This window comes from Pandoraea nosoerga, from assembly GCF_902459585.1.
Lineage (GTDB): Bacteria > Pseudomonadota > Gammaproteobacteria > Burkholderiales > Burkholderiaceae > Pandoraea > Pandoraea nosoerga.
The window spans coordinates 115218-139047 of record NZ_CABPSC010000004.1 but is presented as its reverse complement, the minus strand read 5'-3'; the positions used below and the strand labels follow the sequence as shown (position 1 = coordinate 139047).

Here is a 23830-nt window from a genome sequence, read left to right as displayed (position 1 = left end):
AACCGCAAAAGCACTATTGTAGTGCCGGGCACGGCGGCCCGGGCGGAGAAGGGGACTGGGGGCGCGGCGCCGCGGCATGGCCGCGCTCAGACCAATGCGCTCACTGCGGCACGCACCATCTCGATGTGGAGGATGCCGTCCTCGTCGTATGGCTCGCTGGCCTTGACGAATCCGAATCCGCCATAAAACGCTTCGAGGTGGGCCTGCGCGCCGATGCGCAATGGCGTCTCTGGCCATTGCACTTCGGCGATCGCGACGGCGCGGGCGAGCAGCTCGCGTCCCAGCCCCGTGCCGCGATAGGCGGCGGTGGTAATCACCCGTCCGATCGACGCCTCCTCGTAAGCGAGGCCCGGGGGAAGCAGGCGCAGGTACGCGGCGATCTGCAGCCGATTGGCTTCGTCGCGCGCCTGAGCCACGAGATGGAGGCTATGCGGGTCGCGTCCGTCGATGTCCTGATACGGACACCGTTGCTCGACCACGAAGACGGCGTTGCGCGCCGACAGGATGCGGTACAGCAGCGCGCTGCCCAATTCATCGAACGACTTGCACATCCATTCCATTGCCGACTCTCCAGCCTCGCACGACTTGCGGTGTGAAAGGCGGGACTATAGCACCGTCGCCAGACGACGATGCCAGCATCACGCAAGGGGAATGGACGGCAGAAAGGCCGGCTTACTGATAGTAGACGATGCCCTGCTCGATGTCGGCACGGGCGTTGCGCTCCGCGTCATCGAGCGCGTTGCCTTGCGTGGCGAAGCCGTAGGCCGTCTGTACCTGATAGACGCCGACCTTTTCCATACCCTGGCTGGTCGGACGATGGATTTCGTAGAAAGCGTCCCAACGGGCGTTGTCGCGCTCGACGGCGCGCACGCTGTACTGGAATTCCTGATATTGCGTTGTTTTCATTTTCTGTTCCTTCTTACTGCAAAAAATATGACTGATAACTATCCCTCTCGAATCGGCTTACGGTGATGAGAGTGCAAAACCGCACAAATGTTTCCGTGAAGTGCACGCAGCGTATCGGCCCAATGTGACGGCCACGCGACATTGGCGTGACTGACATGCGACGCATTGGGTCGACGAGAGACGGCGTGCGGCGAGTGGCCCCATGCGCGCCGGCACCACGCAATGCGCGGACAAGCGATCCTGGGCAACTTCCTGTTTCGGGGGAATGGCGGCGTGCCGGCCCACGGGCCCGGCGGCAAGAACGTCGAACTATCCGGGTTCGTTACGAACCCGCGTCGAAGCGTTCCCGGCCTCTTTGGGTCGGCACATGGCCGCACGTGGCGACATGTGGCGGCACACCCCGCGCGACACATCTGTGTAGTGGTAATCGTGTCGTGCGGTGGCCGTCGCCGGACGGACAGGAGCGTTGCCCGGCGTTTCATGCCACGAGAACTGCGTTCATTCGGTCCCGAAGTTGACGGGCAGATCGACGCAGTTGACGAATGATATCAGAAAACAGCGTCCCGTGCATCGACGGGCGGCAACCCCTCTCCGGGCGGGGGCGCGGCCGCCCGGGTTCGCCGGTCCGATCGGGCGCCCGCCCGTCCCGGCAGGGCTCACGGCATTACGGTACGGTCGTCGATTTTCGCGAGAATCCAGTACATGTAGCCGGCGAACGCGCCGAAGATCACATGCCCGGCCACCATGATCCAGGAGCGCGACTCGATGAACCAGGGGAACAGTTGCGTCATCACGTAGAAGTTGACGGCGTAGACCACGAGTCCGAACACGGCGCCGGCAATCGAGACCGTGACGACGTCGGAGTCGAGCCGGAACGGCGCGATGATGGCGCCGAGCACCACGCCCAGCACGACGCCGATGGCCGCGTGGACCATGAGCGCCATGGCCACGATGGACACATCGAACGTGGCGGGCTGCGACAGGATGCCCGGCCCGAGCACGATGGCGGCGACCATGCGCGGCGGCACCCACGGACTCTGGCCGGTGACCAGCAGCACCATGAGCATTTCGACGGCGCAGAAAAAGGCGCAGGCCACGAAGCCGGCGACGGCGGCCGCCGCCCAGTCGGGCGAGCGGTGCGTGAAGCGATGCGACTGGAGGTGCAGTTCCATGATGTCCTCCCTGAAAGGGTCACTCACAGAGCCGCCGGCGGGACCGGCAGTGTTTTCAGGATAGAACAATCCAGCGCTGGCGATGGGCGGTCGTCTCGCTATACTTGGCGTCAACCCGCCGCCGGCGGGACTTCAGGGGAGAGATCGTATGTTCAACGGACTTCTCGGCTTGCTCATCGGCATTGTGCTCGTTGGCATTCCCGTCTGGCGGATTCTCACGCGCCTCGGCCTCTCGCCGTGGCTCACCGTACTGGCCTTCATCCCGATCGTCAACGTCATTTCCCTGTGGCTGCTCTCCTATGCCAACTGGCCGGGGCAGCGCAACACCATGTAGGCGCCCGGCGAGACAAGGCTGGCCCATCGCCTCCTTCCGCCTCCTTCCGCCTCCTTCCGCCTCGTTCCGGCCGACCGGCGGCCGATGCTCCGCTTTCGGGGCGTGGGCCCCGCCCCGACCGTCCCCCCGTCCAAGGCGAGCGCGCGCTTCGGCGTCGCGCCCGGCCCCGATCGGCAGGCGGGCCCAGCGCCTTCAGGCGGGCCCTCGTCGAGCGCAAACGCGCGTCGTCGCTCGCCCGTGGTGCAGTGCGGTACGGTAGAATGTTCGCCAAACACCGAACACTGGACAGGCATGAGCACAGAGCTGAACGCGGCATCCAATTTCATCCGCAACATCATTGACGAAGACAACCGGTCGGGCAAATGGGGCCAGCGCGTCGAGACGCGTTTTCCGCCCGAGCCCAACGGCTATCTGCACATCGGTCACGCCAAGGCGATCTGCCTGAACTTCGGCGTGGCGCGCGACTACGGCGGCGTGTGCCATCTGCGCTTCGACGACACCAATCCCGAGAAGGAAGACACCGAGTACGTCGACTCGATCATCGACATGGTCAAGTGGCTCGGCTTCCGTTACGACACGCCGCAGAAGGAACATCTCTATTTCGCGAGCGACTATTTCGAGCAGCTCTATCAGGGCGCCGAAATCCTGATTCAGCGCGGCAAGGCCTACGTCGACAGCCAGAGCGCCGAGGACATGCGCGCCAACCGCGGCACGCTTACCGAGCCGGGCAAGGACTCGCCGTTCCGCAACCGCTCGGTCGAGGAGAACCTCGACCTGTTCCGCCGCATGCGCGCGGGCGAATTCGCCGACGGCACGCACGTGCTGCGTGCGAAGATCGACATGGCGTCGCCCAACATCAATCTGCGCGACCCGGCCATCTACCGCATTCGCCATGCGCATCACCATCGCACGGGCGACGCCTGGTGCATCTACCCGATGTACACCTACGCGCACCCGCTCGAGGACGCGATCGAGAACATCACGCACAGCCTGTGCACGCTGGAGTTCGAAGACCAGCGCCCGTTCTACGACTGGGTGCTCGGCGAGCTGGCCGACGCCGGCATGTTCACGCGCCCGACGCCGCAACAGATCGAGTTCGCGCGCCTGCAGCTCACCTACGCGATCACGAGCAAGCGCAAGCTGCGTCAGCTCGTCGACGAAAAGTACGTTGACGGCTGGGACGACCCGCGCATGCCGACGCTCGTCGGCCTGCGCCGTCGCGGCTTTTCGCCGGAAAGCCTGCAACTGTTCTGCGAGCGCATAGGCGTGGCCAAGTCCGCCTCGTGGATCGACATGAGCATTCTCGAGCAGGCGCTGCGCGATGACCTCGATCCGAAGGCGCCGCGTGCCACGGCCGTGCTCGATCCGCTCAAGCTGATCATCGACAACTATCCGCAAGGCAAGCAGGAAGACTGCCAGGCTCCGGTACACCCGCACTTCCCCGAGCGCGGCATGCGCACGTTCCCGATTTCGCGCGAGCTGTGGATCGAGCGCGAGGACTTCCAGGCCGAGCCGGTCAAGGGCTTCTTCCGCCTGTTCCCGGGCAACAAGGTCCGCCTGCGCTATGGCTACGTCGTGGAGTGCACGGGCTTCGATACCGATGCGAACGGCAACGTGATCGCCGTGCACTGCAACTACTTCGAAGACAGCCGTTCGGGCACGCCGGGCGCGGACAACTACAAGGTCAAGGGCAACATTCACTGGGTGAGCGCGCCGCACGCACTGGCCGCCGAAGTGCGCATCTACGACCGTCTGTTCCTCGATCCGAATCCGGACGCCGGGGAGAAGAACTTCCTCGATTACATCAACCCGGACGCCAAGCGCGTGACGCAAGCATACGTCGAGCCGGAACTGCTGAGCGTTAAGCCCGAAGACCGCGTGCAGTTCGAGCGCCACGGCTACTTCGTGGCGGACCGCCACGATTCGGTCCCGGGCAAGCCGGTGTTCAATCGCATCGTGTCGCTCAAGGACAGCTGGGCCGCCAAACCCGCGAAGGGCGGCGGCAAATAAAGCGATGTCGGCAACGTCGCCGACATCCGCAACGTCTGTCGGACAACACCCGCGCCGTTGAGCGCGGGTTTTCTTTCTGGGGGCGGCAGCCGCTCGCCTCCACCGCACCCTGGCGTGCTCGCCCCTCCCACGCATCCGGGAGGATTCGAGGCCGGAGCACCAGGCCGACCGCCAGGCCGACCACCAGGTGATCACCGGGCTGATGTGCCGGCTCGAATACGGACTATAACGCCCGCATGCGCCCGGCCTGCGCCGTTCGGCGTAAGCTCGCGCCCATTCGATTCCGTCTCGCGCGACGGACGGCTTGTGCGGAGCTCTCCCAATGCCCCCCGCCCACGCAGGTCCGCCCATGCGTTCGTGCTCATCCGCTGCCGATGCCCTCGCTCCCATCCACGCCCGCGTCGATTTCGCTTCGCCCGGCCCTCCTCTCGCGTCGCTGGTTGACGTCGGCGTTGCATGGCACGGCGGCCAGTTTTGCGCAGATTTACTTCATTCCGTCGGCCGGCGCCGGGTTGCTGTTGTTTGCCGTACTCGCGTTGGCCGACTGGACCGCCGCGCTGAGCGGACTGGCCGCGAGCGTTACCGCGTCGGTGGTCGCGCTCGGACTGCAGCTCCCGCGCGAGGCTCGGCGCGTCGGGTTGTTCGGGTACAACGGCGCGCTCACGGGCATCGCGTTCAGCGCGTTCTGGCAGCCGGATGCGGCCTATGCGCTGTGGCTCGTCGCCTGCGTCTGCCTGACGGTACCCGCAACCGCGGCCCTCGTCCGCCGCAACGTTCCCGCCCTGACCGGGCCGTTCGTTGGCGTCATGATGTTGTCGTGGGCCGCGCAATCGTGGCTCGGGCTGATGCCGCGCGTTGGTGCGCCCGGCTGCAGCATGGGCACGCCGGGGTTCGTTTTCTGTGCCGTCGGACAAGTCGTATTCGTGGCGCCGCTCGTGCTCGGACTGCTGGTCTGGTACGTGCTGGCGCTCTGGAATCTACGCGCGACGTTGTGGGCGCTCGCCGCAGGCGTTCTCGTGTGGTCGGTGCTGGCGCTCATGGCAGCGCACTGGCCCGCACTGGCGGGGCATGCCGTCGGCATTGGCGTGAATGCGTTTCTCGCGGCGTTGGGCCTGGGCGCGTTCGGGCGCCGCCCCCTGCTGCGCCTTGTCGGCGCCGGATTCGCGGCCTTGCTCTGCGTCGGCCTCGGGACCTGGCTCGAACCGCTGGGATGGCCCTACTTCACGCTTCCGTTCAATCTGGCGGTCTGGATCGTATTGGCATGCGGTGTCACGGCACGGTAGTCAGCGCACCGTTGTCGGAACCCTGTTGTGAGATAGCGGCCGCGTCGTGCGCCTGGTCGCGGGCCTGATCGCGAGCCCAATCGCGGGCATGATCGCGCGCCTGATCGGGGGCCCTCGGCTGGCGCCCCCGAGGCGCGCCCGCGCGGCCGCCGACGGCGCCCACCGGCGAGGCAGCGAGGCAAAAAAATGCCCGGAACCGTGACGTCCCGGGCACTCGCGCTTTACCGACCTCGTGATGACGAAGCTACCGTCCTCGCGGCAGCGTCGGGTCAGCTTCCCCGTGTGGTTTTGGCCTGCCCTGACTCGCGTCCGAGCCGTTGCTTCGTTGTTATGGCGGCATCCTCCCTGACACCCGCAAACGCCCCCCGACGTTGCGAATCGTTACCGGAGCCCAGGCCTCTTGCGTGCCATACCTGTATCAACGGCCGGTCACGGAAAAAGTTGACGGGGGTATACACCGACGCTTTTTGCGGTTTTGCCAGGCGAGCGCGTTCGCGGCGGTTCGCGCGGCCGGCCGCGATGACGCGCCGCGCCAGCGCATCCACATCACCTCATGCCGGTGCGCCCCCCTCCGTCGCACGGCGCGAGACGGCAGGCGTCTTCACGACCGCGTACCGCGCCAGCGTCTGCCTGCGTGCGACATCGTGCGCCACCACCGGGTGCGGATAATCGCGGCCCAACGTCACGTTCGCCGCCGCGAGCACGTCGGCATCGGCGCGCCATGGCGCATGGACGGCCTTGCCCGGCAGGCCAGCGAGTTCCGGCACGTATTTCCTTATGAAACGCCCCTGAGGGTCGAACTTCTCGGACTGGGTGACCGGATTGAAGATCCGGAAGTATGGTTGTGCGTCGCAGCCGGTGGAGGCCGCCCACTGCCAGCCACCGTTGTTCGCCGCCAGATCGAAGTCGTTGAGCGCCCGGGCAAAGTAGGCCTCCCCGCGACGCCAGTCGATGCCCAGGTCCTTCACCAGAAAGCTCGCCGCCACCATGCGCAACCGGTTGTGCATGTAGCCCGTCTGGCGGATCTGCCGCATGGCGGCGTCCACCAGCGGATAGCCCGTCCGGCCCTCGCACCATGCCGCGAAATGGGCGTCCGCCGCCGCGCCGCTGGCCCATACGATGGCGTCGCAGGCGGGCTTGAACGCGCGCTCGACCACGCATGGGTGGTGATGCAGGATCATGAAGTAGAACTCCCGCCAGATCAGCTCGCCCAGCCACGCCCGAGCGCCGCGGCCGGCCTCGCCGCCGCGCAGCATTGCGGCATGGGCCTCGCGCGCCAGCGTGCGAATCGAGAGGGTGCCGAAACGCAGATGGACGGAAAGATAGCTCGGGCCGCGCACCGCCGGGTAGTCGCGACGCTCGTGGTAGTGCGCCATGCGCGGCAGGAAATCGTCCAGCAATTGCCGCGCGCCGCGCTCGCCGGCAGGGACTGCCATGCGCCGCGCCTCAGGCACGTCGAAACCGAGCGCCGCCAGCGTCGGCACCGCCCCCACGTCCGGCGGCGCCGGGGCCAGCCGCTTCAGATCGGTCGCCCGCCCGTGCGGCGCCAGATCGGCTGGCCGGACCTGCCTCAACCACGCGCGCTGATAGGGCGTGAAGACGCTGTACGGTTCTCCTTGCGCGCTCAGGATCTCGCTGCGCTCGAAGATCACATGGTCCTTGATCAGTTCGAAACGCATGCCGAGTGCGTCGAGCGCTCGCGACACCGCGCGGTCTCGGGCGAGCGCCGCGGGCTCGTAGTCGCGGCCGGCAAACACCGCCTGCACGCCAAGCGACTGCGCGAGCGCGGGGATCTCCGTCACCGGATCTCCGTGCCGCACCATCAGCGCGCCCCCCTCGCGCTCGAGCGCCTGTGCGAGTTCGGTGACACTGTCGTGGATGAACGCCACGCGACGGTCGTCGCGCGGCAGGTCGGCAAGGATCGTCGTATCGAAGACGAATGCGACATACACCTGAGCGCACGCCGCCAGCGCCTGCGCCAGCGTCGCGTTATCCGTGCAGCGCAAGTCGCGCCGCAGCCACACCAGTCCCTTGTGGAATTCGCTCATGTCGGAATGGTGCGACACGCGTCGCACCTGCCTCGGATGGGTTCCTCGAATCCCGTACCATATCGGCATCGCGAACTTTATGCCATCGGCATGGACGACTTCATGACTCGGATGTTTCCGACTTTGGCCGGCGCGCGTCGCCTCGCGCCAATGCGGCTTTGCGCGGTGGCCGCGCTACTGCTGACCGGCTGCGCGACCCCGTCAAGCCCGTCGGCGCCGGCGTCAGCAACCCGCCCCGCGGCGTCCGACGCCGCGACCCTGCGCGAGCGCCACCTGGTGGCCGCAGACGCTGCCGCGGCCCAATACCGCACTTGCCTCTACGGTCATGTCGCGCGCTACGTCAACCTCGTGCCCGATCCGGCCCGGCTTGCCGACGAAGCGGCGACCGAGTGTGCGCCGATCAGCGAGCGTTTCCGTCGCGAGCGACAAGCGGCCATCGCGACCTACACGACGCCGGCCGACGCCGCACAACAAGCCGATGCGGCCACGCTCACACTGCAGGCCGACGGGCTTCGCGTTGCGCGCGCTCGCGCCACGGAGCTGCGCGCGCTGCAATGAACGGTATCGCGAGGCCCGCGCCCGGCAACGCCGTTACGTAGTCTCCCGAACGTGCTTTCCCTAATCGGGCAAGCCCCGATTGGCGAACGATGGCCGGCTGACCAAAATGAAATCGCCCTCTTACGTCCTTTTGGGGGTACTGCGACAACGTCATTTGCCCGCTTCGGCGGGCATTTTTCTTCGGTATCCGCAGGAGTCTGCCCCTGATGTCCGGGGCAAGGAGACGGCGATGTCCATCTTCTGCCGACGCGCGGCAGCGCTCACTTGCCGTCGCGCTCATGCCGCGCCGGCACGTCCTCGTCCGGCGACGCTTCCCGCGATGCACCCGACGCCCCCTTTTCCGGCTCGTCGTGCCCCAGCCACCTGTGCGCGATATCCTCGATCGGCCCGCCGACCGCCAGCACGATGAGCAGCAACACCATCGCCGCGACGGCGATGTGCCAGCGTCCCAGCCCGCAGATGATGCCGATGCCAGTGGTGCTCCAGAGCGCCGCCGCCGTGGTAAAGCCATGTACCGAGCCGCCGCGGTTCGGCCGGACGATGCAGCCTGCGCCGAGAAAACCGATCCCCGCAACGATACCCTGCACCACCCGGCTCACCGACGAGGCGTCATAGGACAGCGACGTCCCGGGGAATGGCACGACGGCCAGCACGAACAAGGCTGAACCGAACGAGACGATGGCCAGCGTGCGCAGCCCGACGGACTTGTGGTGCAGGTTCCGGTTGAGCCCGACCATGCCGCCCAGCACGAGCGCGGCCATCAGCCGCAGCATGACTTCGATGATCTCCGCCATCCCCCACCTCCCGCGCGTTCGAGCTACGTTTGCGATGTTTCATTATCGCCCGCGCCAGCCCGACCGAGCGACGCACCGCCGTCCCAGTCGTCGAAAAGCCGCAATTGCCGCGTCGCCTGCGCCTCGAGCAGCCGCACCCCCACGCCCAGCAGGCGGACGGGCTTGCGCCGGCGTCCGACAGCTTGTGCGAGCAGTTGATGGCACTGCGCAGGATCGACGCCAAGCGCGCCCGCTTCGGCCGTCGTGCGTGAAAAGTCGGCAAAGCGAATCTTGACGAAGACCTTGGCCACTGCGAGCGGCTCGCTGCGGCGCGCCCGTTCGATCCGCTGGGCCAACTGGTGCAGCAACGGCTCGAGGGCCGTGGCGCAGTCGGCCAGCGTGCGCAAGTCACGCGTGTAAGTCGTCTCGACGCTGATCGATTTGCGCTCGCGCTCCGGCGACACCTCCCTCGTGTCGATGCCGCGGCAACGCTCGTACAACCGTTGCCCGAACACGCCGAAACGTTCGATCAGTTCGGTCATGGAATGGCGGCGCAGGTCGCCGCACGAATCCACGCCGAGCGCGCGCAGTTTCTCTGCGGTGACCTTGCCCACGCCGAACAGGCGTTCGACGGGAAGCGCGGCCACAAACGCGTCGACTTCGGCCGGCCGCACGACAAACATGCCGTCCGGTTTGCGCCAGTCGCTGGCGATCTTGGCGATGAACTTGTTCGGGGCCACGCCGGCCGAGACGGTCAGCCCCACTTCGGCGGCGACGCGCGCGCGAATCTCGCGGGCGATGAGCGTGGCCGATCCTTCGCATCGCTCACTGAGAGTGACATCGAGATATGCCTCGTCCAGTGACAGCGGCTCCACCAGTTCGGTGTAATCGCGATAAATCGCCATGATGCGTTGCGACGCCTCGCGATAGCGGTCCATCGACGGCGGGATGATGTGCAGGCTCGGGCAAAGCTTGAGCGCCTGTGCCGACGGCATGGCCGAGCGCACCCCGAAGGCCCGGGCTTCGTAGTTGCAGGTCGCCACCACGCCGCGCTGGTCAGGCTGTCCGCCGACGGCCAGCGGGATGCCTCGCAACGACGGGTTGTCACGCATCTCGACCGAGGCGTAGAAACAGTCGGCGTCGCAGTGGATGATCTTGCGCGTGGTGGTGGACATGGCGGACAGGCGAAAACACTGTGCAAATATACAGCATTCGCGCAACGTATGCGCCTCATCCGTGACATCGTCTCACCGCACGGGCAGGAATTGCAGGAATTGAGCGCCGAGCAGGTTCTGGACATACCCGATGCCTGCGCGGCGGTACTTCTCGTCGAGCATTTCGGCGAGCAGATCGAGCCGGCCGATGATTTTGCCGAATTCGCGCTCGAAGCTCACATTGCGTACGTCCGCCATTTCGTTGGCCAGCAGCAGCGGCCGCCCGGACAGGTCGTGGCGGCTCGCCAGCAGCCATGCCGCGATCTCGACGTTGCGTGCGGCGTTGTAGATGCGCTGCGCGTCGAGTCCGTCGCTCAGGTAGAACACCGTGGCACCGCCGTGCGCCGTGATGATCGTGTCTGCCAGGCTAAAGACGAAGGCCGCCACCCGATCGCCGTCGAACGACGGTTCGAGCGACAGCGACAGCGCCTTCACGTCGCGCAGATCCTTCAGTCCGGGCAAGCTTCGACGCTCCTCGACGCACGCACGCAACTGCGCCATCGCCTGCGCCTGCGTTGCCGCCCCGCTCTTGCGCCATTCGCGCGGATTGCGCTTGTACAGCTTGTCCGCGAGCCGATAGAGGCTCTCCAGATTCGCTCGCATGCCGAGCGTGGCCATGCGGTTGATGTCAGTCTGCGCAAGGTCCGCGGTGGTCATGGACGTCGAACGGACCTTGCCGCGATCCGTGGGCGCGTCCTGATACGACGCGCACCCCGCGCACACGGCGAGAGCCAGCGCCGCCAGCGCGTATGCCGGTTGTGCCAGCCGTGGCGCCCATCGTACTGGCGGCACCGGCACTGGCGGCACTGCCCGCACCGGCTGCGCATGTCGTTGTCGTCGCGGCCGCCGCGCAAGCCGCCCGTGCAGTCCATACCGTTGGGTCATGAGTCGTTCGCTATCGATCAGCGACCGACTCTACGCGATCAACGCGCCGACTTCGCACCAGCACCGGCGGAAAATTGTGACAATCGGTAACGCGCCCTCCTTACAGACCTCCTGGTCAATCACGCCCCTCTTCAATCACCCCCTCTTCAATCGCCCCCTCTTCAATCACCCCCTCTTCAATCTCGCCTCGCGGCCCAACGGCTGCTTCAAGGCACCAACGCTTCGCGCGCCTCGGCGAAAAGCGGATGCGCCATCGCTTCTTCAAGCCGGAGCACCGGCGTGACGCAGCAATCGGCGTGCGCAAAACGCGCGGTCCACTCTGCCTGCGTGGCGCTCGCGAACACCGCCGCGAGTTCGGCCTGCAGCGTGCGAGCGTCCTCGGCGCCGACCGCCTGCCCGAGCGACCAGTGGCGAGTCTTCCAGTCACTGCGTCCGAGCACGTCGCACAGGGTCTGCCAGAACTTGAGCTCGAGCGCACCCACCGCCATGTAACGCCCGTCCTGCGTGCGATAGACCTGATAGCACGGCACGCCGCCGTTGAGCACGTCGTCGCCGGCGCGCGGCGCCCGCCCTTGCCGATGCATGGCGACGGCCGGCACGAGGTTCGATCGGAACACCTCGTGCGTCATTGAAATGTCGAGCCATCGTCCGCGCCCCGTCCGCTGCGCCGAGACCAGTGCCGCGAGCACGGCCTGCACTGCCGCCTGTGCGCCGCCATAAAGGTCGCCGATCTGGAAATTGGGCACGATGGGCGCGTCGCCCGCATCGCACAACTGGTCGAGCACGCCGGCGTAGCCGATGTAGTTGATGTCGTGCCCGGCCGCCTGCGACATCGGTCCGTGCTGTCCGTACCCTGAGATCGACGCCATCACGAGCGACGGCCGATGCCGCGCCAGCGTCTCGTAACCGAAGCCAAGGCGCGCCATCACGCCGGGCCGAAACCCTTCGAGCAGCACGTGCGCACGCGCGACGTGCCCGAGGAACGTCGTGCGGTCCGCGTCGTCCTTCAGGTCGAGGCGCGCCACCGTCTTGCCACGATTGAGCAGCCGCCAGAACGCGCTCGGCGCGGCTTCACCCTCGCCCAGCATCATCTCGCGCGCGTAGTCGCCCGAGCCCCTGTCCTCGATCTTGATGACCTCCGCCCCCATCTCCGCGAGCCGCATGCCCGCCAGCGGACCGGGCAGCAGACGTGTGAGGTCGAGCACCACGACGCCCGCGAGCGGCAGTTGCGGCGCGGTGAAAGACGGATCGGAAGACTCGGCGGCGTTCCTGCCGCGATCGCTGCGCGGTGCGCCGGACGTGCCGGGCGTATCCGATGTGTCGGATGTGTCGGATCTGTCGGATGATTGGCTCATGACGTGGCGAATGATGACGGTGGGATAGCCACACCGTACCGCGCCAGGGCGACTGCCCGCAAGCAGAGAGCGGGCATAAGCGGTTCGGACAACTCCGAATCGTCGGATTACGGGATGGCTCGCGGCGCGCGCCGCCTTTGCTGCCAGACGCGCCCCCGCCACGGCGCAGGTTCGCCTCCCCTCAATCGTGGCCGCCCTCCCACAGCACGGGCCCGGCGCCATTGTCCGGCGCGTCGGCGCCGGCGAGCGCCCCGCGCGCGCGCCCGTCCATCGGTCCGGCCACGACACCGTCGCTCCGCAGCTTGGCGATCTGCGCGTCGCGATAACCCAGATCCCGCAGAATTTCGTCGGTATGTTCCCCGGTCGAGGGCAGCGGCCGACGTGCCGGCAGCCGCTGTCCGCCCATCGTGATCGGCAGCAGCGGCACCTGCGTGCGCTCGCCGTCGTCGGTCTCCAGTTCGCCCAGCCCCCCGCTGGCCCGCAGGTGCGGGTCGTCGAACAGCGCCTGGGGCCTGACGATCGGCGCAAACGGCAACCCGTGACGCTCGAATGCCGCCGCCAGATAGCTCGCGTCGAAGCCCAGCACCATCTCGCGCAGCAACGGCAGCAGCCAGTCGCGCTCGCGCACGCGGTCGTTGTTGGTAGTCAGTCGCGCGTCGTCGGCGAGATCCTGACGGCCGAACACGTCGCAGAAAATACGCCACTGTGAGTCGCTCACCACCGCCAGAAAAATCTGCGCGCCGTCACGCGCGGTGAACACGTCGTACACGCCCCAGGCCGACACGCGCGCCGGCATCGGGTCCGGCGCCACGCCCGTCACCGCGTATTGCTGCATGTGCTGCGCCGCGAGCAGCACGCAATTCTCGAACAGCGCGCCCTGCACTTCCTGCCCGCGCCCCGTGGACTTGCGCTCGTAGAGCGCGGCCAGCGCGGCCAGCGCGCCGAACACGCCGCCCATGATGTCGTTGACCGACGACCCGGCGCGCAGCGGCTGCCCCGGCGGCCCCGTCATGTACGCGAGCCCGGCCATCATCTGCACCACTTCGTCGAGTGCGGTGCGCGTGGCATACGGCCCCGGCAGAAAGCCCTTCAGGCAGACGTAGACGAGCGCCGGATTGAGTCGCGAGAGCGTGGCGTAATCGAGACCGATCTGTCGCATGCGTCCCGGCTTGAAGTTCTCCGTCACCACGTCGGCGGTCGTCACGAGACGCAGGATCAGCTCACGCCCCTCGGGCCGCGTGACGTCGACGGCCAGGCTGCGCTTGTTGCGGTTGAACGTGCGGAAGAAGCCCGCGCCGGTGCCCAGCAGCCGCCGCGTGGCGTCGCCGCCGACCGGCTCGACCTTGATGACGTCCGCGCCGAGGTCCCCGAGCACCATGCCGCATGCCGGCCCCATCACCATGTGCGAAAACTCCACGACGCGGATGCCTTGCAGCGGCATCGGGGTCGCAGGGGTCACGTCCTGCATCGATTACCCTCCGGAAGCGGCGCCCCACGCCTCGCCGTGCCGTCGCGCACCGCGCTGCCGGCATGCGTGGCGAAGCCGTCGCGTCGCAATTGATCGAAGCCGACGAGGTAGCCCGCCAGCGCGCTCGCCGCCACCGTTGCGGGGCTGCCCAGCCACATCTGCCCGGGCCCCGAACGACCAGGGAAATTCCGATTCTGTGCGCTGATGACCACCTCGCCCGCCGTTTGCGACACGCCGGGCCCGGCATTCACGCAGGCGCCGCATCCCGGGGCAAGCAGCGTCACGCCCGCTGCGCGGAATACCTCGGTATAGCCCTGCGCCTCGCACCACGTCCGCACGTCCTCGCTGCCGTACTGCAGGTAGAAGCGCACGCCATCCGCCACCCGGCGCCCTTGCGCGAGGCCCCAGGCGAGCACGTCGTGGCAGGCCCGCAGATCGTCGCGCTTGCTGCCCGTGCATGAGCCACCGTAGGCGATGTCGATGGCAATCGGCGCCGACAGGCGCGAGAGCGGCAAGCCGTTGCCCGGGTCGCCGGGGCTGGCCACCATGGGCTCCAGGCCCGCGCAGTCGATTTCGATGACGTGGGCGTAGGACGCCTGCGCATCGCTCGACATCCACGGGGCAATCTCGAAGTCGATGCCACGGCGCTCGCGCAGATACCGCACGGTTTCCGCGTCGGGGGCGACAAGGCCGGTGAGCCCGCCGATCTCCGCGACCATGTTGGTCAGCGTCGCGCGCTCATCCGTGGACAGATGCGCCACCGCCTGCCCGGCGAACTCGATGACCTGGCCGATGGCGCGCCCGTCGCGAATGTAGGGCAGATGCAGCAGGTGCAACGCGAGGTCTTTCGCGCCAACGCCGGCCGGCAGCTTGCCGTGCAGGTGCACGAGACAGGTGCCCGGTACGGCAAGCCGCACGTCTGCCGTCAGCCAGGCGTTGGCCATCTCGGTCGCGCCCACGCCGAACGCGAACGCCCCGATTGCCCCGCAGTGCGGCGTATGTGAATCGGTGCCCACAACGACCTGTGCGGGCAGCGCATAACGCTCGAGCATCAGGGCATGGCAAATCCCCTCCGAGCCGCCGCCCGGCGCCCGCCCGTGCAGGCGCAGATCGTGCTGCGCACAGAACTCCCGCTGTACGGCGCCCAGCCGCCGCGCCGCGTCGAGCAACGCCGGGGGACGGCCGCCGTCGGCGCTCACCGCCTCCAGATGCGTGAGATGGTCCTCGAAACAGAGCATCGACGCGCGCTCGTGCAAATCCGGGGCGGCATCGCCGAAGGCATGTCGCAGGAAGCTCACGGCCATCGGCGTGACGTACTCGTGCGAGAAGCGCCAGTCGGCCGGCACGAACACGGCGTCGCCGGCCCGCACGCGCGGCACGCCGAGCGCCCGGGCAACGATCTTCTCGCCATAGGTCATCGGCCCCGCGGCATGCGACGGTGTCGGCGGCACCACCTCGCCCGCGAGCCGCCGGCGCGTGTAGCTGAACAGGCCGCCGCTTCGCACGATCGCTTCGGCCAACGGGTCGCAGTCTTCGAGGAAGACTTCGATGGGCACCTCGTCGCCCGCCTGCAGACGCTCCGCGAGCGTGAGGTCGGTCGACATCAGCAGCCCCAGGTTCTGACAGTTCTGCGCGTAGATGCGCTCGAAGCTCTCCGCAATGACGATGCGAATGCCCGCGCACCACTCGGCGAAGGGACTTGCCTCGCGCGACGAGCCCTTGCCGCGACGCATGCCGGACACCGACACCACGAAGCCGCCCTCGCGCACGGCGCGCGGCCTGACCGGAAAAGCACCGGCGGGATCGTCGGCGCCTTCGCTGCATCGCAACCCGACGTACACGTAGTCGCCGAGCGTCTCGTCGAACGCGAGGCATGCGCGGGCGGGCGTGATTTCGTCGGTCGATATCTGCTCGCGCAGCGGCCCCGCCTCGTCGCGCGTGAGCGACTCGCCGGCCAGTTGCCGCTTCATGGCGTCGACGCTGTCGCTCAACCACAGCACACGCCCGTTCAATCGCACGGTGGCTTGCATGAGTGCGCTCCTCGAGGTCTGCCGCATGGGTTCACCCGATCCGGGCGCAGGTTCCGTGCCGGACAGCCGCGACGGCGTTGGCGAGATGGAGTCATGGCGTCATGGCGTGCAAGCGCGCGTTCCTCAGGGGTACTGGCGATTGGCTTGCGCAGCGAAAGTGTTGGTCCAAGTGTCGCCCAGACGAATCTGCGCGGGCCTGACCTCGGGGGTGAACGAGGCAAGCGCCCTGAGCGCCGTGGCCGGGCCGCCGGGCGGCATCATGCCGTCAGGCGAGAACGCCTCGCGACAATTGTCGAACGCCTTCAGGTACAGCGTCTTGTCGCCGAGAAGGTAGGGCTCCGGAACGGTCTTGATCAGATCGGCCGCCGAAGCGTGCTGCAGCCACTTGTCCGCGCGCACGATGGCATTGGCCAGCGCCTGCACCGTGCGCGGGTGCTTCTGAATGAAGTTCTGGGGGGCGTACATCACGGCCGCCGGCATCGGCCCGCCGAACACGGCCCGCGTGCCGGCCTGCGTGCGCGTGTCGACGAGGACCTTCAGATCGCCCGATTCGGTGAGCAGCGTCATCATCGGGTCGACGTTGGAAATGGCGTCGACCTGCCCGCCGCGCGCCGCGGCCACGACCGTCGCGTTGCTGCCGACGCCCACGATGGACACGTCACCCGGCTTGAGTCCCGCCTGGGTGAGCGCCACGTTGACCAGCATGTGCGTGCTCGAGCCCGGCGCGCTCACGCCGATGCGCATGCCCTTCAGATCCTTGACCGAGCGGACCTGCGCGGCATGCGACCTGACTACGCCAAGCACGAGTTGCGGGGCGGCGCCAAGGACGACGAACGACTGATACGTCAAGCCCTTGGTCTGCATGAGGAGCGTGTGCTCGAATGCGCCGGTGCCTACGTCCGCACTGCCGCCGACCACGGCCTGCAGGGCTTTGGAGCCGCCGGCAAAGTCCTCGATGGTCACGTCGAGTCCTTCCTCTCGGAAGTAGCCGAGCTGCTCGGCGATCGTGAGCGGCAGATAGTAGAGGCCGGGCTTGCCGCCGACGGCGATGGTGATCTTCGGTTTTTCGAGCGGCTGGGCCGGTGCGGCCGAGGCGCCGGCGCTCAGGCTCAGCGCCACGAGGCCCAGCGCCATCAGCGCAAGCACAAGAATCAGACGTCCCACGGCCTCGCGCACGCGGCGCGCTTCGGCTTGTGTCATCGCGTGTCTCCCCCCGCCGGATGCGGGATACAGGCGCGCCCCGGCTCGTCGGCCGGAATCGCTATCGGCTCCAAGAGCATCGTTCGCCGCCCCGCCCTTCGACAAGCGGTGTTTCGGCATGCCAGACATCGTCGTTCACGATGCCTGGCGCCGGTGCCGCCTCACTGGCCACGTCACCGGCCGCATCACTTGCCTGGTCACTTGCCGGGTCACTTGCCTCGCCGCCCGCGACGTCACGTGTTACCCCTTGTCACGTTACGTGCGCACAAATGGTCGACCAGCATGCGCGAGGCGACCGGCAACGCGTCGTAGCGGCGCACGCAAACGATGAGACGTCGCTGCGCCCACGCATCGGTGAGTGCAACGATGCGCAACGCCTCCCCGTCCGTCACCTGCGAATAAATGCCCACGGCTTCCTGCGGCGCCACGGCCAGTCCCAGCTGGGCGCGCACCATCCGGCACACGGCTTCGAACGTCGAGACGTGGATGCGAAACTTGACCGTCTTGCCCTGCTCGGCGGCGAGCCGGCGCAACACGGTGTACATGGCGCTGTCGGGGTGTACGCCGACGTGGTCGAAGTCGAGCGTATCGGTAAAGGCCAGCTGTTGCGCACCGGCGAGCGGGTGTTCGCGGTGCAGGACCACCACGATGCGATCGTGACGGTATGGGAAGACTTCGACGTCGCGCGTGTCGACCGCGTCCCAGCAGATGCCGATGTCCGTTGCGCCGTCGGCCACGCCACGCACCACCTGCGCGCTGGTGTGCTCTTCGAGGTCGACCTTCACGCCTTCATGGCGGCGCAAAAAGGCGCCGAGCTCGTCGGGCAGCGTTTCGACGATGGACGAGACGTTGGCGAAGATGCGAATGTGGCCGCGCACGCCGCTCGTGTATTCGGACAGGTCGCCCTGCATCTTCTCGAGACTGCGCAGAACGTTGCGCGCGTGGTGCAGCAGCGCCTCGCCGGCGGGCGTGGCGCGCACGCCCCACTTGTGTCGCTGCAGCAGCGCGGAGCCGACGAGCGACTCCAGGTCGTTGATTCGCTTGCTGACGGCCGACGGCGCAATGAACTCGCGCTCGGCGGCGCGCGCAATGCTGCTCTCTTCGCAAACGGCCACGAACAGTCGCAATGAGACGAGGTCGATTCGCCAAAGCGCCATGCCCATCTCCCGAAGGGATTGCATTGACCGCGATTTTGCGGCGAGTGTGGCGAAAACGCCACTCGGCGCCGCCCCGGCGACACAGGAAAACAACAACCGGCAGCCGCCTGTGGCGGCGAGCGGGCCCGGACGACGCTCGCCCGAACGGGTAGCGGGGAGCTCGCGCCTGGCGCGCCATTGGCGCCAAGGCGACGGCGCGACGACGGTGGGACCGAAGCGATGGCACCAGGGCGACGGCATCAGCGCAACGGCACCAGGGCGACGGCACCAGGGCAACGGCACCAGGGCGACGGCGCGAAAGCCGCGGCGCGAAACCACTTCGGACCGACAGGTTGCACCCCGCCACCGGACGTCTTGCGTCCGTCTTCCAGTCCAGGTGCCGGTCCCTCCCCGCAGGACCGCTAGCGCATCGCCCCCGAGAGCAGCACCGCCGTCCAACCGCCGTCTGCCGCGTGGAACGATGCCTCAGGCGGCGGCGCCGACGCCAAGGCCATGAACAGCCAACATTTGCAAATGACGATCGCAAGCATGTTGTTGACGTCCGATCATCCCGGTTTCGCTGCCGGGTCTGATTTGACTATAGTGCGGCGCTATCGGCGGGGCAACTCCCGATCGTTCAAATGTATTTTTCGGGATATCGGCAAGCGCGCCGCGAAGGGCGGCGTCGGCCGGCGAGCCGCCGCCGGTGGCGATGACGTCACCGGCGCCGAGCGATCGCGCGCGCGAGCACCAGCACCGGCAGCATGCCGACGAGCACGAGCGTGAGCGCCGGCACCGCGGCCTCGGCAAGCCGCTCGTCCGCGGCCAGGTGGCTCGCGACGACGGCGAGCGTGTCCATGTTGAATGGCCGCAGTGCGAGCGTGGCCGGCAACTCCTTCATGACGTCGACGAACACGAGCAGCGCGGCCGTCAGTACGCTGCCGCGCAGCAGCGGCAGGTGCACGCGTCGCAGCATCGCCCAGCCGCCCACGCCGAGGCTGCGCGCGCTGGCGTCGAGATTCGGCGGAATGCGCGCGAGGCCGGCGTCGACGCTCTGCAGCGCCGCGGGCAGAAACCGCACGAGATAGGCATAGACGAGCACGCCCGCCGTGCCCGCGAGCACCAGGCCTTCGGCGCCGAGCCGATCACCGAGCCACGAGTCGAGTCGCAATACCGGCGTGAGGATGCCGAGGGCGATCACCGCCCCGGGGATCGCGTAGCCCACGCCGACGAGCCGCACGGCAACGTGCGTCACGCGCCCGGGAGCGAGGCGCCGGGCGTAGCCCAGCACGACGGCGAAGGCGGTCGCCGCGAGCGCGGCCGCCCCCGCGAGACGTACCGTGTTGTAGACCCACTCGCCATAGCGCGACCATGGCACCTGATCCAGTTCGCCGAGCGCCAGCCGTAACATGATGAGCGCGGGCAGCACGAAACCGATGAATAGCGGCAGCGCACAGGCAAGCGTCGCGAACCAGGCCTTGCCGCCGCGCAAGACTGCGCGGCGCGAGGTTGCCGGAGCGCGGCCCGGCGCCCCGTAGTAACGCAGGCGCGCCCGGCTGCGCGCCTCGGCGATCAACAGCACCAGCACCGCGAACAGCAGGCACGCGCTAAGCTGCGCTGCCGCGACGCGGTCGCCCATCGACAGCCAGGCGCGGTAGATGCCGGTCGTGAACGTCGGCACGCCAAAGTAGGCCACGGCGCCGTAGTCGGCGAGCGTCTCCATCAGCACGAGCGCGACACCCGCCGCGAGCGCCGGGCGCGCGAGCGGTAAGGCCACGCGCACGAACGCCTGCGCCGGCGTGCACCCGAGCGTCCGGGCCGCTTCGAGCAAGCGCTGACTGTGCTCGAGGAACGCCGTGCGCGCAAGCAGATAGACGTAGGGGTAGAACGCGCCGGCAAAGACCCACGCCGCGCCGTACCACGAACGGATTTCCGGAAACCACGCGAGCCGCTCAGCCGCGAGCAGCCGGCGCAGCGCACTTTGCACCGGGCCGGCGAACTGCAGGAAATCGGTATAGGCGTAAGCGGTGACATACGCCGGCATCGCGAGCGGGAGGATCAACGCCCACTCCAGCACGCGCCGCCCGGGGAACGCGTAATGCACGACGAGCCAGGCGCTCGTCACGCCCATCACCACCACACCGGCGCTCACGGCCAGCGAGATGCGCAGCGAATTGAGCGCGTACTCGGGCAACACCGTGTCGAGCATGTGCGCGAGAACGGCACGGGTCGCATCGCCGCCGGCGCCAACGGCCGCCACGATGCCGAACATCGGCACGAGCACGACCAGCGCGGGCAGCCATGCCACCAGGCGCCATGCCCATCTGCCGGCCCAACGCCCTCGCCGCGAGCGGCGCACGAGGCGGTGCGCAATCAGCGCTTGCGGCGCGCTCGCGCACGGCAACGGCAGATCGGTGGAGACAGGCTCGGCGGCGGCGCGCGGCGGGGGCGTCGATGACATCGGTAAAGGGCCGTGGAAGCGGTGATCGGTTGGCGCGAGAGGGGCTGCAGGCAACGTGCGCGACAAGATATGGCTCCGTACACGCGCCCGCTCCGCCCTCTGCGCCCCCTCCTTTGGGAACCGACGGATGCCCGCCGGTCTAAAGCGTTGTAAATTATACGCATTCGCAATTGTGACTCTGACGGCCCTGCCCGTGGAAAGTGCCCGGCCCGCCGTCTCCCAGTGATTTGGTACGGAGCGCCCGGGCCTCGCGAGGTGCGTCACACCTCGCGTCGTCCACGGCCAGATCTGCGGCCTCCTTTACGATCGACGACTACGACTCTTACGACGCCAACGACGCCAACGACGCCAACGACGCCTGCCCCCTGCGATCCCCCCGATCCCCACCATCCTTAACGACGCGCTTCCGCCCTCTCCCGATGCCACTGCCCTATCTGCTGCTCGACCACATCAGCGTGAACTACGCGGCCGCCGGCCACGCACACACGGCCGTTCGCGACCTGTCGCTCTCACTCGCGCGCGGCGAGATCGGCTGCCTGCTCGGGCCGTCCGGCTGCGGCAAGACGACGGTATTGCGCGCGGTATGCGGCTTCGAGCCGCTCGCGGGCGGCCGCATCGTTCTCGACGGTCATGAGGTGGCCAATGCCCGGTCGAGCGAGCCACCCGAGCGGCGCCACGTCGGCGTGGTGTTTCAGGACTACGCGCTGTTCCCGCATCTGAGCGTGGCGGGCAACATCGCCTTCGGGCTGGGGCGCATGGCACGCGCCGAACGTGAGGCGCGCGTCGCGACGCTTGCCGAACGCGTAGGGCTGGCCGGGGCGCTCCACAAGTACCCGCATGAACTGTCCGGCGGTCAGCAGCAACGCGTGGCGCTCGCACGGGCGCTGGCGCCCTCGCCGGCCCTGCTTCTGCTCGACGAACCGTTTTCGAACCTCGATCTCGATCTGCGCGAACGTCTTGCCGTGGAGGTGCGGGAAATCATCCGGGCGAGCGGCGCCACGGCAATCCTGGTCACGCACGATCAGCACGAGGCGTTCGCCATGGCCGATCGCATCGGCGTCATGCACGCGGGCGCGATCGCCCAGTGGTCGCCGGCACGGGAACTGTGGCGAGCGCCGGCGAATCGCGTGGTGGCCGATTTCGTGGGGCGCGGTGCGTTCATTCCCGGCACGTTCCGCGGCAACGCCGGGGGCGGCGGCATTGCACTCGAACTCGGGGAAATCGCCGTCTCGCCCGCGCTGGCCGAGCAGTTGCTGCGCGCGGCGGGGGACGCGTATCCCGTCGACGTCGACGTGCTGCTGCGCGCCGACGACATTGCGCACGATCCGGCCAGCCCATTCGAGGCCTTGCTCGTGCGCCGCGCGTTTCGCGGCGCCGATCAGCTCTACACGTTGCGGCTGGCCTCGGGACGCGAAGTCCTCGCGCGCGTGGACGGCGACTTGTCGCACGAGGCCGGCGAACGCGTCGGGCTTCGGCTCGCCGTGCAGCATCCGGTGGCGTTCGTCGCGACGCGGGCGGCATCCGGCGCGCCGGGGGTAATGGGCGCGACAACCGAGGCGACCGCGGAGGCGACAGCGGAGGCAACAACGGAGACGACAACGGAGACAACGGCGGCCTGACGCACTGCGGGGCGCCTGCGCGCAGACGCTGGTAAAATCGCGCAAAACGGATGGGCCTATGAAACAGTACCTCGACTTCATGCGCCATGTACTCGAACATGGCACGGACAAGACCGATCGCACCGGCACGGGCACGCGCTCGGTGTTCGGCTACCAGATGCGCTTCGACCTGCAGGCCGGCTTCCCGCTGGTCACGACCAAGAAGGTGCATATCAAGTCGATCGTGCACGAACTTCTGTGGTTCTTGCAGGGCAGCACGAACGTGCGTTATCTGCAGGAAAACGGCGTGTCCATCTGGAACGAATGGGCGGACGCCGACGGCGAGCTCGGTCCCGTCTACGGCGCCCAATGGCGCTCGTGGCCGACGCCGGATGGCGGCCACATCGACCAGATCTCGCAGCTCGTCGAACAGATCCGCAAAACGCCGGACTCGCGCCGCTTGATCGTCTCGGCCTGGAATGTCGGCGAGATCCCGCGCATGGCGCTGCCGCCATGCCATGCGTTCTTCCAGTTCTATGTGGCCGATGGCAAACTTTCCTGCCAGCTCTATCAGCGCAGCGCCGACATCTTCCTCGGCGTGCCGTTCAATATCGCGAGCTATGCGCTGCTCACGCACATGATGGCGCAGCAGACCGGGCTCGACGTGGGCGACTTCATCTGGACGGGCGGCGACTGCCACCTGTACAACAATCACCTCGAGCAGGTGCGCACGCAACTCGATCGCGAGCCGTTCCCGCTGCCGAAGCTCGAAATCGCGCGCAAGCCCGACTCGATCTTCGATTACCGCTTCGAGGACTTCCACATCGTCGGGTACGAAGCGCATCCGCACATCAAGGCGCCGGTGGCCGTATGACGATTCTGACGCTGGTGGTAGCCCGCGCCGCAAACGGCGTGATCGGACGCGACAACCAGTTGCCGTGGCGTCTGCCGGAAGATCTCGCGCACTTCAAGCGCACGACGCTCGGCAAGCCGGTCGTGATGGGCCGCAGGACTTATGATTCGATCGGGCGTCCGCTGCCGGGCCGTCGCAATATCGTGGTCTCGCGCAATCCCGAGCTCAAGATCGAAGGCTGCGAAGTGGCGGGCTCGCTCATCGATGCCATGCGGCTGTGTGTGGGCGCCGACGAAATCTGCCTGATCGGCGGTGCACAGCTGTATGCGCAAGCACTGGCAAGCGCGGACAAGGTGGTCGTCACCGAAATCGCGAAGGCTTTCGAAGGCGACGCCCACTTCCCGGCGTTGTCGCCGGCGCAGTGGCGCGAGACGGCGCGCGAGACGCATCACTCGCCGGCGCCAAACGACTTCGACTACGCGTTCGTGACTTACGAACGGATTTGAACGCAGGGCCTTCGGGCCCGATCATTCGATCGAAAAAAGC

Annotated in this window: 20 protein-coding genes; 7 read left to right on the top strand and 13 right to left on the bottom strand. The window is 67.6% G+C overall.

All coding sequences use genetic code 11. The annotated features are described in order from the left end of the window. Positions 1 to 86: 86 nt before the first annotated feature. The 3 genes from PNO31109_RS07415 to PNO31109_RS07405 form a co-directional block, all read right to left on the bottom strand. Complete coding sequence (locus tag PNO31109_RS07415; RefSeq protein WP_150554965.1) at positions 87 to 560, bottom strand: GNAT family N-acetyltransferase; 474 nt, start codon at positions 558 to 560, stop codon at positions 87 to 89. 112 nt (positions 561 to 672) lie between these two features. Next, a complete protein-coding gene (locus tag PNO31109_RS07410; RefSeq protein WP_039410031.1) occupies positions 673 to 906 on the bottom strand; it encodes a hypothetical protein in 234 nt (77 codons plus the stop codon). Positions 907 to 1562: 656 nt separating this feature from the next. After that, positions 1563 to 2078, bottom strand: coding sequence for a hypothetical protein (locus PNO31109_RS07405; RefSeq protein WP_150554964.1), 516 nt, complete (start codon positions 2076 to 2078; stop codon positions 1563 to 1565). 148 nt (positions 2079 to 2226) lie between these two features. Between PNO31109_RS07405 and PNO31109_RS07400 the strand changes: the two genes are divergently transcribed. From PNO31109_RS07400 to PNO31109_RS07390, 3 genes are all read left to right on the top strand, one after another. Beyond that, positions 2227 to 2412, top strand: a complete 186-nt coding sequence (locus PNO31109_RS07400; RefSeq protein WP_150554963.1) for a hypothetical protein — start codon at positions 2227 to 2229, stop codon at positions 2410 to 2412. Positions 2413 to 2703: 291 nt separating this feature from the next. Next, positions 2704 to 4422 (top strand): glutamine--tRNA ligase/YqeY domain fusion protein, encoded by a 1719-nt coding sequence (locus PNO31109_RS07395; protein ID WP_150554962.1) that lies wholly within the window; start codon positions 2704 to 2706, stop codon positions 4420 to 4422. Between the two features lie 374 nt (positions 4423 to 4796). After that, a complete protein-coding gene (locus PNO31109_RS07390; RefSeq protein ID WP_174966316.1) occupies positions 4797 to 5705 on the top strand; it encodes an urea transporter in 909 nt (302 codons plus the stop codon). A 551-nt stretch (positions 5706 to 6256) separates the two neighbouring features. Here the strand turns inward: PNO31109_RS07390 and PNO31109_RS07385 are convergent. Continuing rightward, positions 6257 to 7753 carry a cryptochrome/photolyase family protein gene (locus PNO31109_RS07385; RefSeq protein ID WP_150555143.1) on the bottom strand — a complete coding sequence of 499 codons (1497 nt, stop codon included), beginning with the start codon at positions 7751 to 7753 and terminating at the stop codon, positions 6257 to 6259. A gap of 102 nt (positions 7754 to 7855) precedes the next feature. Between PNO31109_RS07385 and PNO31109_RS07380 the strand changes: the two genes are divergently transcribed. Beyond that, positions 7856 to 8311, top strand: coding sequence for a hypothetical protein (locus PNO31109_RS07380; RefSeq protein ID WP_150554960.1), 456 nt, complete (start codon positions 7856 to 7858; stop codon positions 8309 to 8311). Between the two features lie 260 nt (positions 8312 to 8571). Here PNO31109_RS07380 and PNO31109_RS07375 read toward each other — a convergent pair whose 3' ends face one another. The 9 genes from PNO31109_RS07375 to PNO31109_RS07335 all read right to left on the bottom strand — a co-directional run bounded on the left by PNO31109_RS07375 (position 8572) and on the right by PNO31109_RS07335 (position 20833). Then, positions 8572 to 9105, bottom strand: coding sequence for an MgtC/SapB family protein (locus PNO31109_RS07375; RefSeq protein ID WP_150554959.1), 534 nt, complete (start codon positions 9103 to 9105; stop codon positions 8572 to 8574). Between the two features lie 23 nt (positions 9106 to 9128). Beyond that, complete coding sequence (gene dinB, locus PNO31109_RS07370) at positions 9129 to 10259, bottom strand: DNA polymerase IV (protein ID WP_150554958.1); 1131 nt, start codon at positions 10257 to 10259, stop codon at positions 9129 to 9131. 72 nt (positions 10260 to 10331) lie between these two features. After that, positions 10332 to 10955, bottom strand: a complete 624-nt coding sequence (locus tag PNO31109_RS07365; RefSeq protein WP_306440555.1) for a hypothetical protein — start codon at positions 10953 to 10955, stop codon at positions 10332 to 10334. Positions 10956 to 11389: 434 nt separating this feature from the next. Then, the gene (locus PNO31109_RS07360) at positions 11390 to 12538 is read right to left on the bottom strand and encodes a CaiB/BaiF CoA transferase family protein (protein ID WP_150554957.1); all 1149 of its coding nucleotides are present in this window, start codon (positions 12536 to 12538) and stop codon (positions 11390 to 11392) included. Positions 12539 to 12719: 181 nt separating this feature from the next. Beyond that, positions 12720 to 14006, bottom strand: coding sequence for a CaiB/BaiF CoA transferase family protein (locus PNO31109_RS07355; protein ID WP_150554956.1), 1287 nt, complete (start codon positions 14004 to 14006; stop codon positions 12720 to 12722). After that, a complete protein-coding gene (locus PNO31109_RS07350) occupies positions 13994 to 16036 on the bottom strand; it encodes an aconitase family protein (protein WP_150554955.1) in 2043 nt (680 codons plus the stop codon). Before PNO31109_RS07350 ends, PNO31109_RS07355 begins: the two co-directional genes overlap by 13 nt. Positions 16037 to 16159: 123 nt before the next feature. After that, on the bottom strand, positions 16160 to 17236 hold the full coding sequence (locus PNO31109_RS07345; protein ID WP_150554954.1) for an ABC transporter substrate-binding protein: 1077 nt from the start codon (positions 17234 to 17236) through the stop codon (positions 16160 to 16162). A gap of 233 nt (positions 17237 to 17469) precedes the next feature. Beyond that, positions 17470 to 18393: a LysR family transcriptional regulator gene (locus tag PNO31109_RS07340; RefSeq protein ID WP_150554953.1), complete on the bottom strand. Its 924-nt coding sequence runs from the start codon at positions 18391 to 18393 to the stop codon at positions 17470 to 17472. A 697-nt stretch (positions 18394 to 19090) separates the two neighbouring features. Then, positions 19091 to 20833, bottom strand: coding sequence for an ABC transporter permease (locus PNO31109_RS07335; protein WP_150554952.1), 1743 nt, complete (start codon positions 20831 to 20833; stop codon positions 19091 to 19093). A 419-nt stretch (positions 20834 to 21252) separates the two neighbouring features. On the opposite strand from PNO31109_RS07335, the gene PNO31109_RS07330 reads away from it, so the two are divergent. Genes PNO31109_RS07330 through PNO31109_RS07320 form a run of 3 tightly spaced genes read left to right on the top strand, consistent with a single transcriptional unit; the run spans position 21253 to position 23790 of the window. Beyond that, positions 21253 to 22452, top strand: a complete 1200-nt coding sequence (locus PNO31109_RS07330; RefSeq protein ID WP_150554951.1) for an ABC transporter ATP-binding protein — start codon at positions 21253 to 21255, stop codon at positions 22450 to 22452. A gap of 58 nt (positions 22453 to 22510) precedes the next feature. Next, entirely contained in the window at positions 22511 to 23305 is a 795-nt protein-coding gene (locus PNO31109_RS07325; RefSeq protein ID WP_150554950.1) for a thymidylate synthase, read from the top strand. Next, on the top strand, positions 23302 to 23790 hold the full coding sequence (locus tag PNO31109_RS07320; RefSeq protein WP_150554949.1) for a dihydrofolate reductase: 489 nt from the start codon (positions 23302 to 23304) through the stop codon (positions 23788 to 23790). Before PNO31109_RS07325 ends, PNO31109_RS07320 begins: the two co-directional genes overlap by 4 nt. Positions 23791 to 23830: the final 40 nt, after the last annotated feature.

Bases quoted from the DNA above. Each gene is read 5' to 3' on its own strand.
- PNO31109_RS07415 (WP_150554965.1), bottom strand. From the start codon at position 560: ATGGAATGGATGTGCAAGTCGTTCGATGAATTGGGCAGCGCGCTGCTG.
- PNO31109_RS07410 (WP_039410031.1), bottom strand. From the start codon at position 906: ATGAAAACAACGCAATATCAGGAATTCCAGTACAGCGTGCGCGCCGTC.
- PNO31109_RS07405 (WP_150554964.1), bottom strand. From the start codon at position 2,078: ATGGAACTGCACCTCCAGTCGCATCGCTTCACGCACCGCTCGCCCGAC.
- PNO31109_RS07400 (WP_150554963.1), top strand. From the start codon at position 2,227: ATGTTCAACGGACTTCTCGGCTTGCTCATCGGCATTGTGCTCGTTGGC.
- PNO31109_RS07395 (WP_150554962.1), top strand. From the start codon at position 2,704: ATGAGCACAGAGCTGAACGCGGCATCCAATTTCATCCGCAACATCATT.
- PNO31109_RS07390 (WP_174966316.1), top strand. From the start codon at position 4,797: ATGCCCTCGCTCCCATCCACGCCCGCGTCGATTTCGCTTCGCCCGGCC.
- PNO31109_RS07385 (WP_150555143.1), bottom strand. From the start codon at position 7,753: ATGAGCGAATTCCACAAGGGACTGGTGTGGCTGCGGCGCGACTTGCGC.
- PNO31109_RS07380 (WP_150554960.1), top strand. From the start codon at position 7,856: ATGACTCGGATGTTTCCGACTTTGGCCGGCGCGCGTCGCCTCGCGCCA.
- PNO31109_RS07375 (WP_150554959.1), bottom strand. From the start codon at position 9,105: ATGGCGGAGATCATCGAAGTCATGCTGCGGCTGATGGCCGCGCTCGTG.
- dinB (WP_150554958.1), bottom strand. From the start codon at position 10,259: ATGTCCACCACCACGCGCAAGATCATCCACTGCGACGCCGACTGTTTC.
- PNO31109_RS07365 (WP_306440555.1), bottom strand. From the start codon at position 10,955: ATGACCACCGCGGACCTTGCGCAGACTGACATCAACCGCATGGCCACG.
- PNO31109_RS07360 (WP_150554957.1), bottom strand. From the start codon at position 12,538: ATGAGCCAATCATCCGACAGATCCGACACATCCGACACATCGGATACG.
- PNO31109_RS07355 (WP_150554956.1), bottom strand. From the start codon at position 14,006: ATGCAGGACGTGACCCCTGCGACCCCGATGCCGCTGCAAGGCATCCGC.
- PNO31109_RS07350 (WP_150554955.1), bottom strand. From the start codon at position 16,036: ATGCAAGCCACCGTGCGATTGAACGGGCGTGTGCTGTGGTTGAGCGAC.
- PNO31109_RS07345 (WP_150554954.1), bottom strand. From the start codon at position 17,236: ATGACACAAGCCGAAGCGCGCCGCGTGCGCGAGGCCGTGGGACGTCTG.
- PNO31109_RS07340 (WP_150554953.1), bottom strand. From the start codon at position 18,393: ATGGCGCTTTGGCGAATCGACCTCGTCTCATTGCGACTGTTCGTGGCC.
- PNO31109_RS07335 (WP_150554952.1), bottom strand. From the start codon at position 20,833: ATGTCATCGACGCCCCCGCCGCGCGCCGCCGCCGAGCCTGTCTCCACC.
- PNO31109_RS07330 (WP_150554951.1), top strand. From the start codon at position 21,253: ATGCCACTGCCCTATCTGCTGCTCGACCACATCAGCGTGAACTACGCG.
- PNO31109_RS07325 (WP_150554950.1), top strand. From the start codon at position 22,511: ATGAAACAGTACCTCGACTTCATGCGCCATGTACTCGAACATGGCACG.
- PNO31109_RS07320 (WP_150554949.1), top strand. From the start codon at position 23,302: ATGACGATTCTGACGCTGGTGGTAGCCCGCGCCGCAAACGGCGTGATC.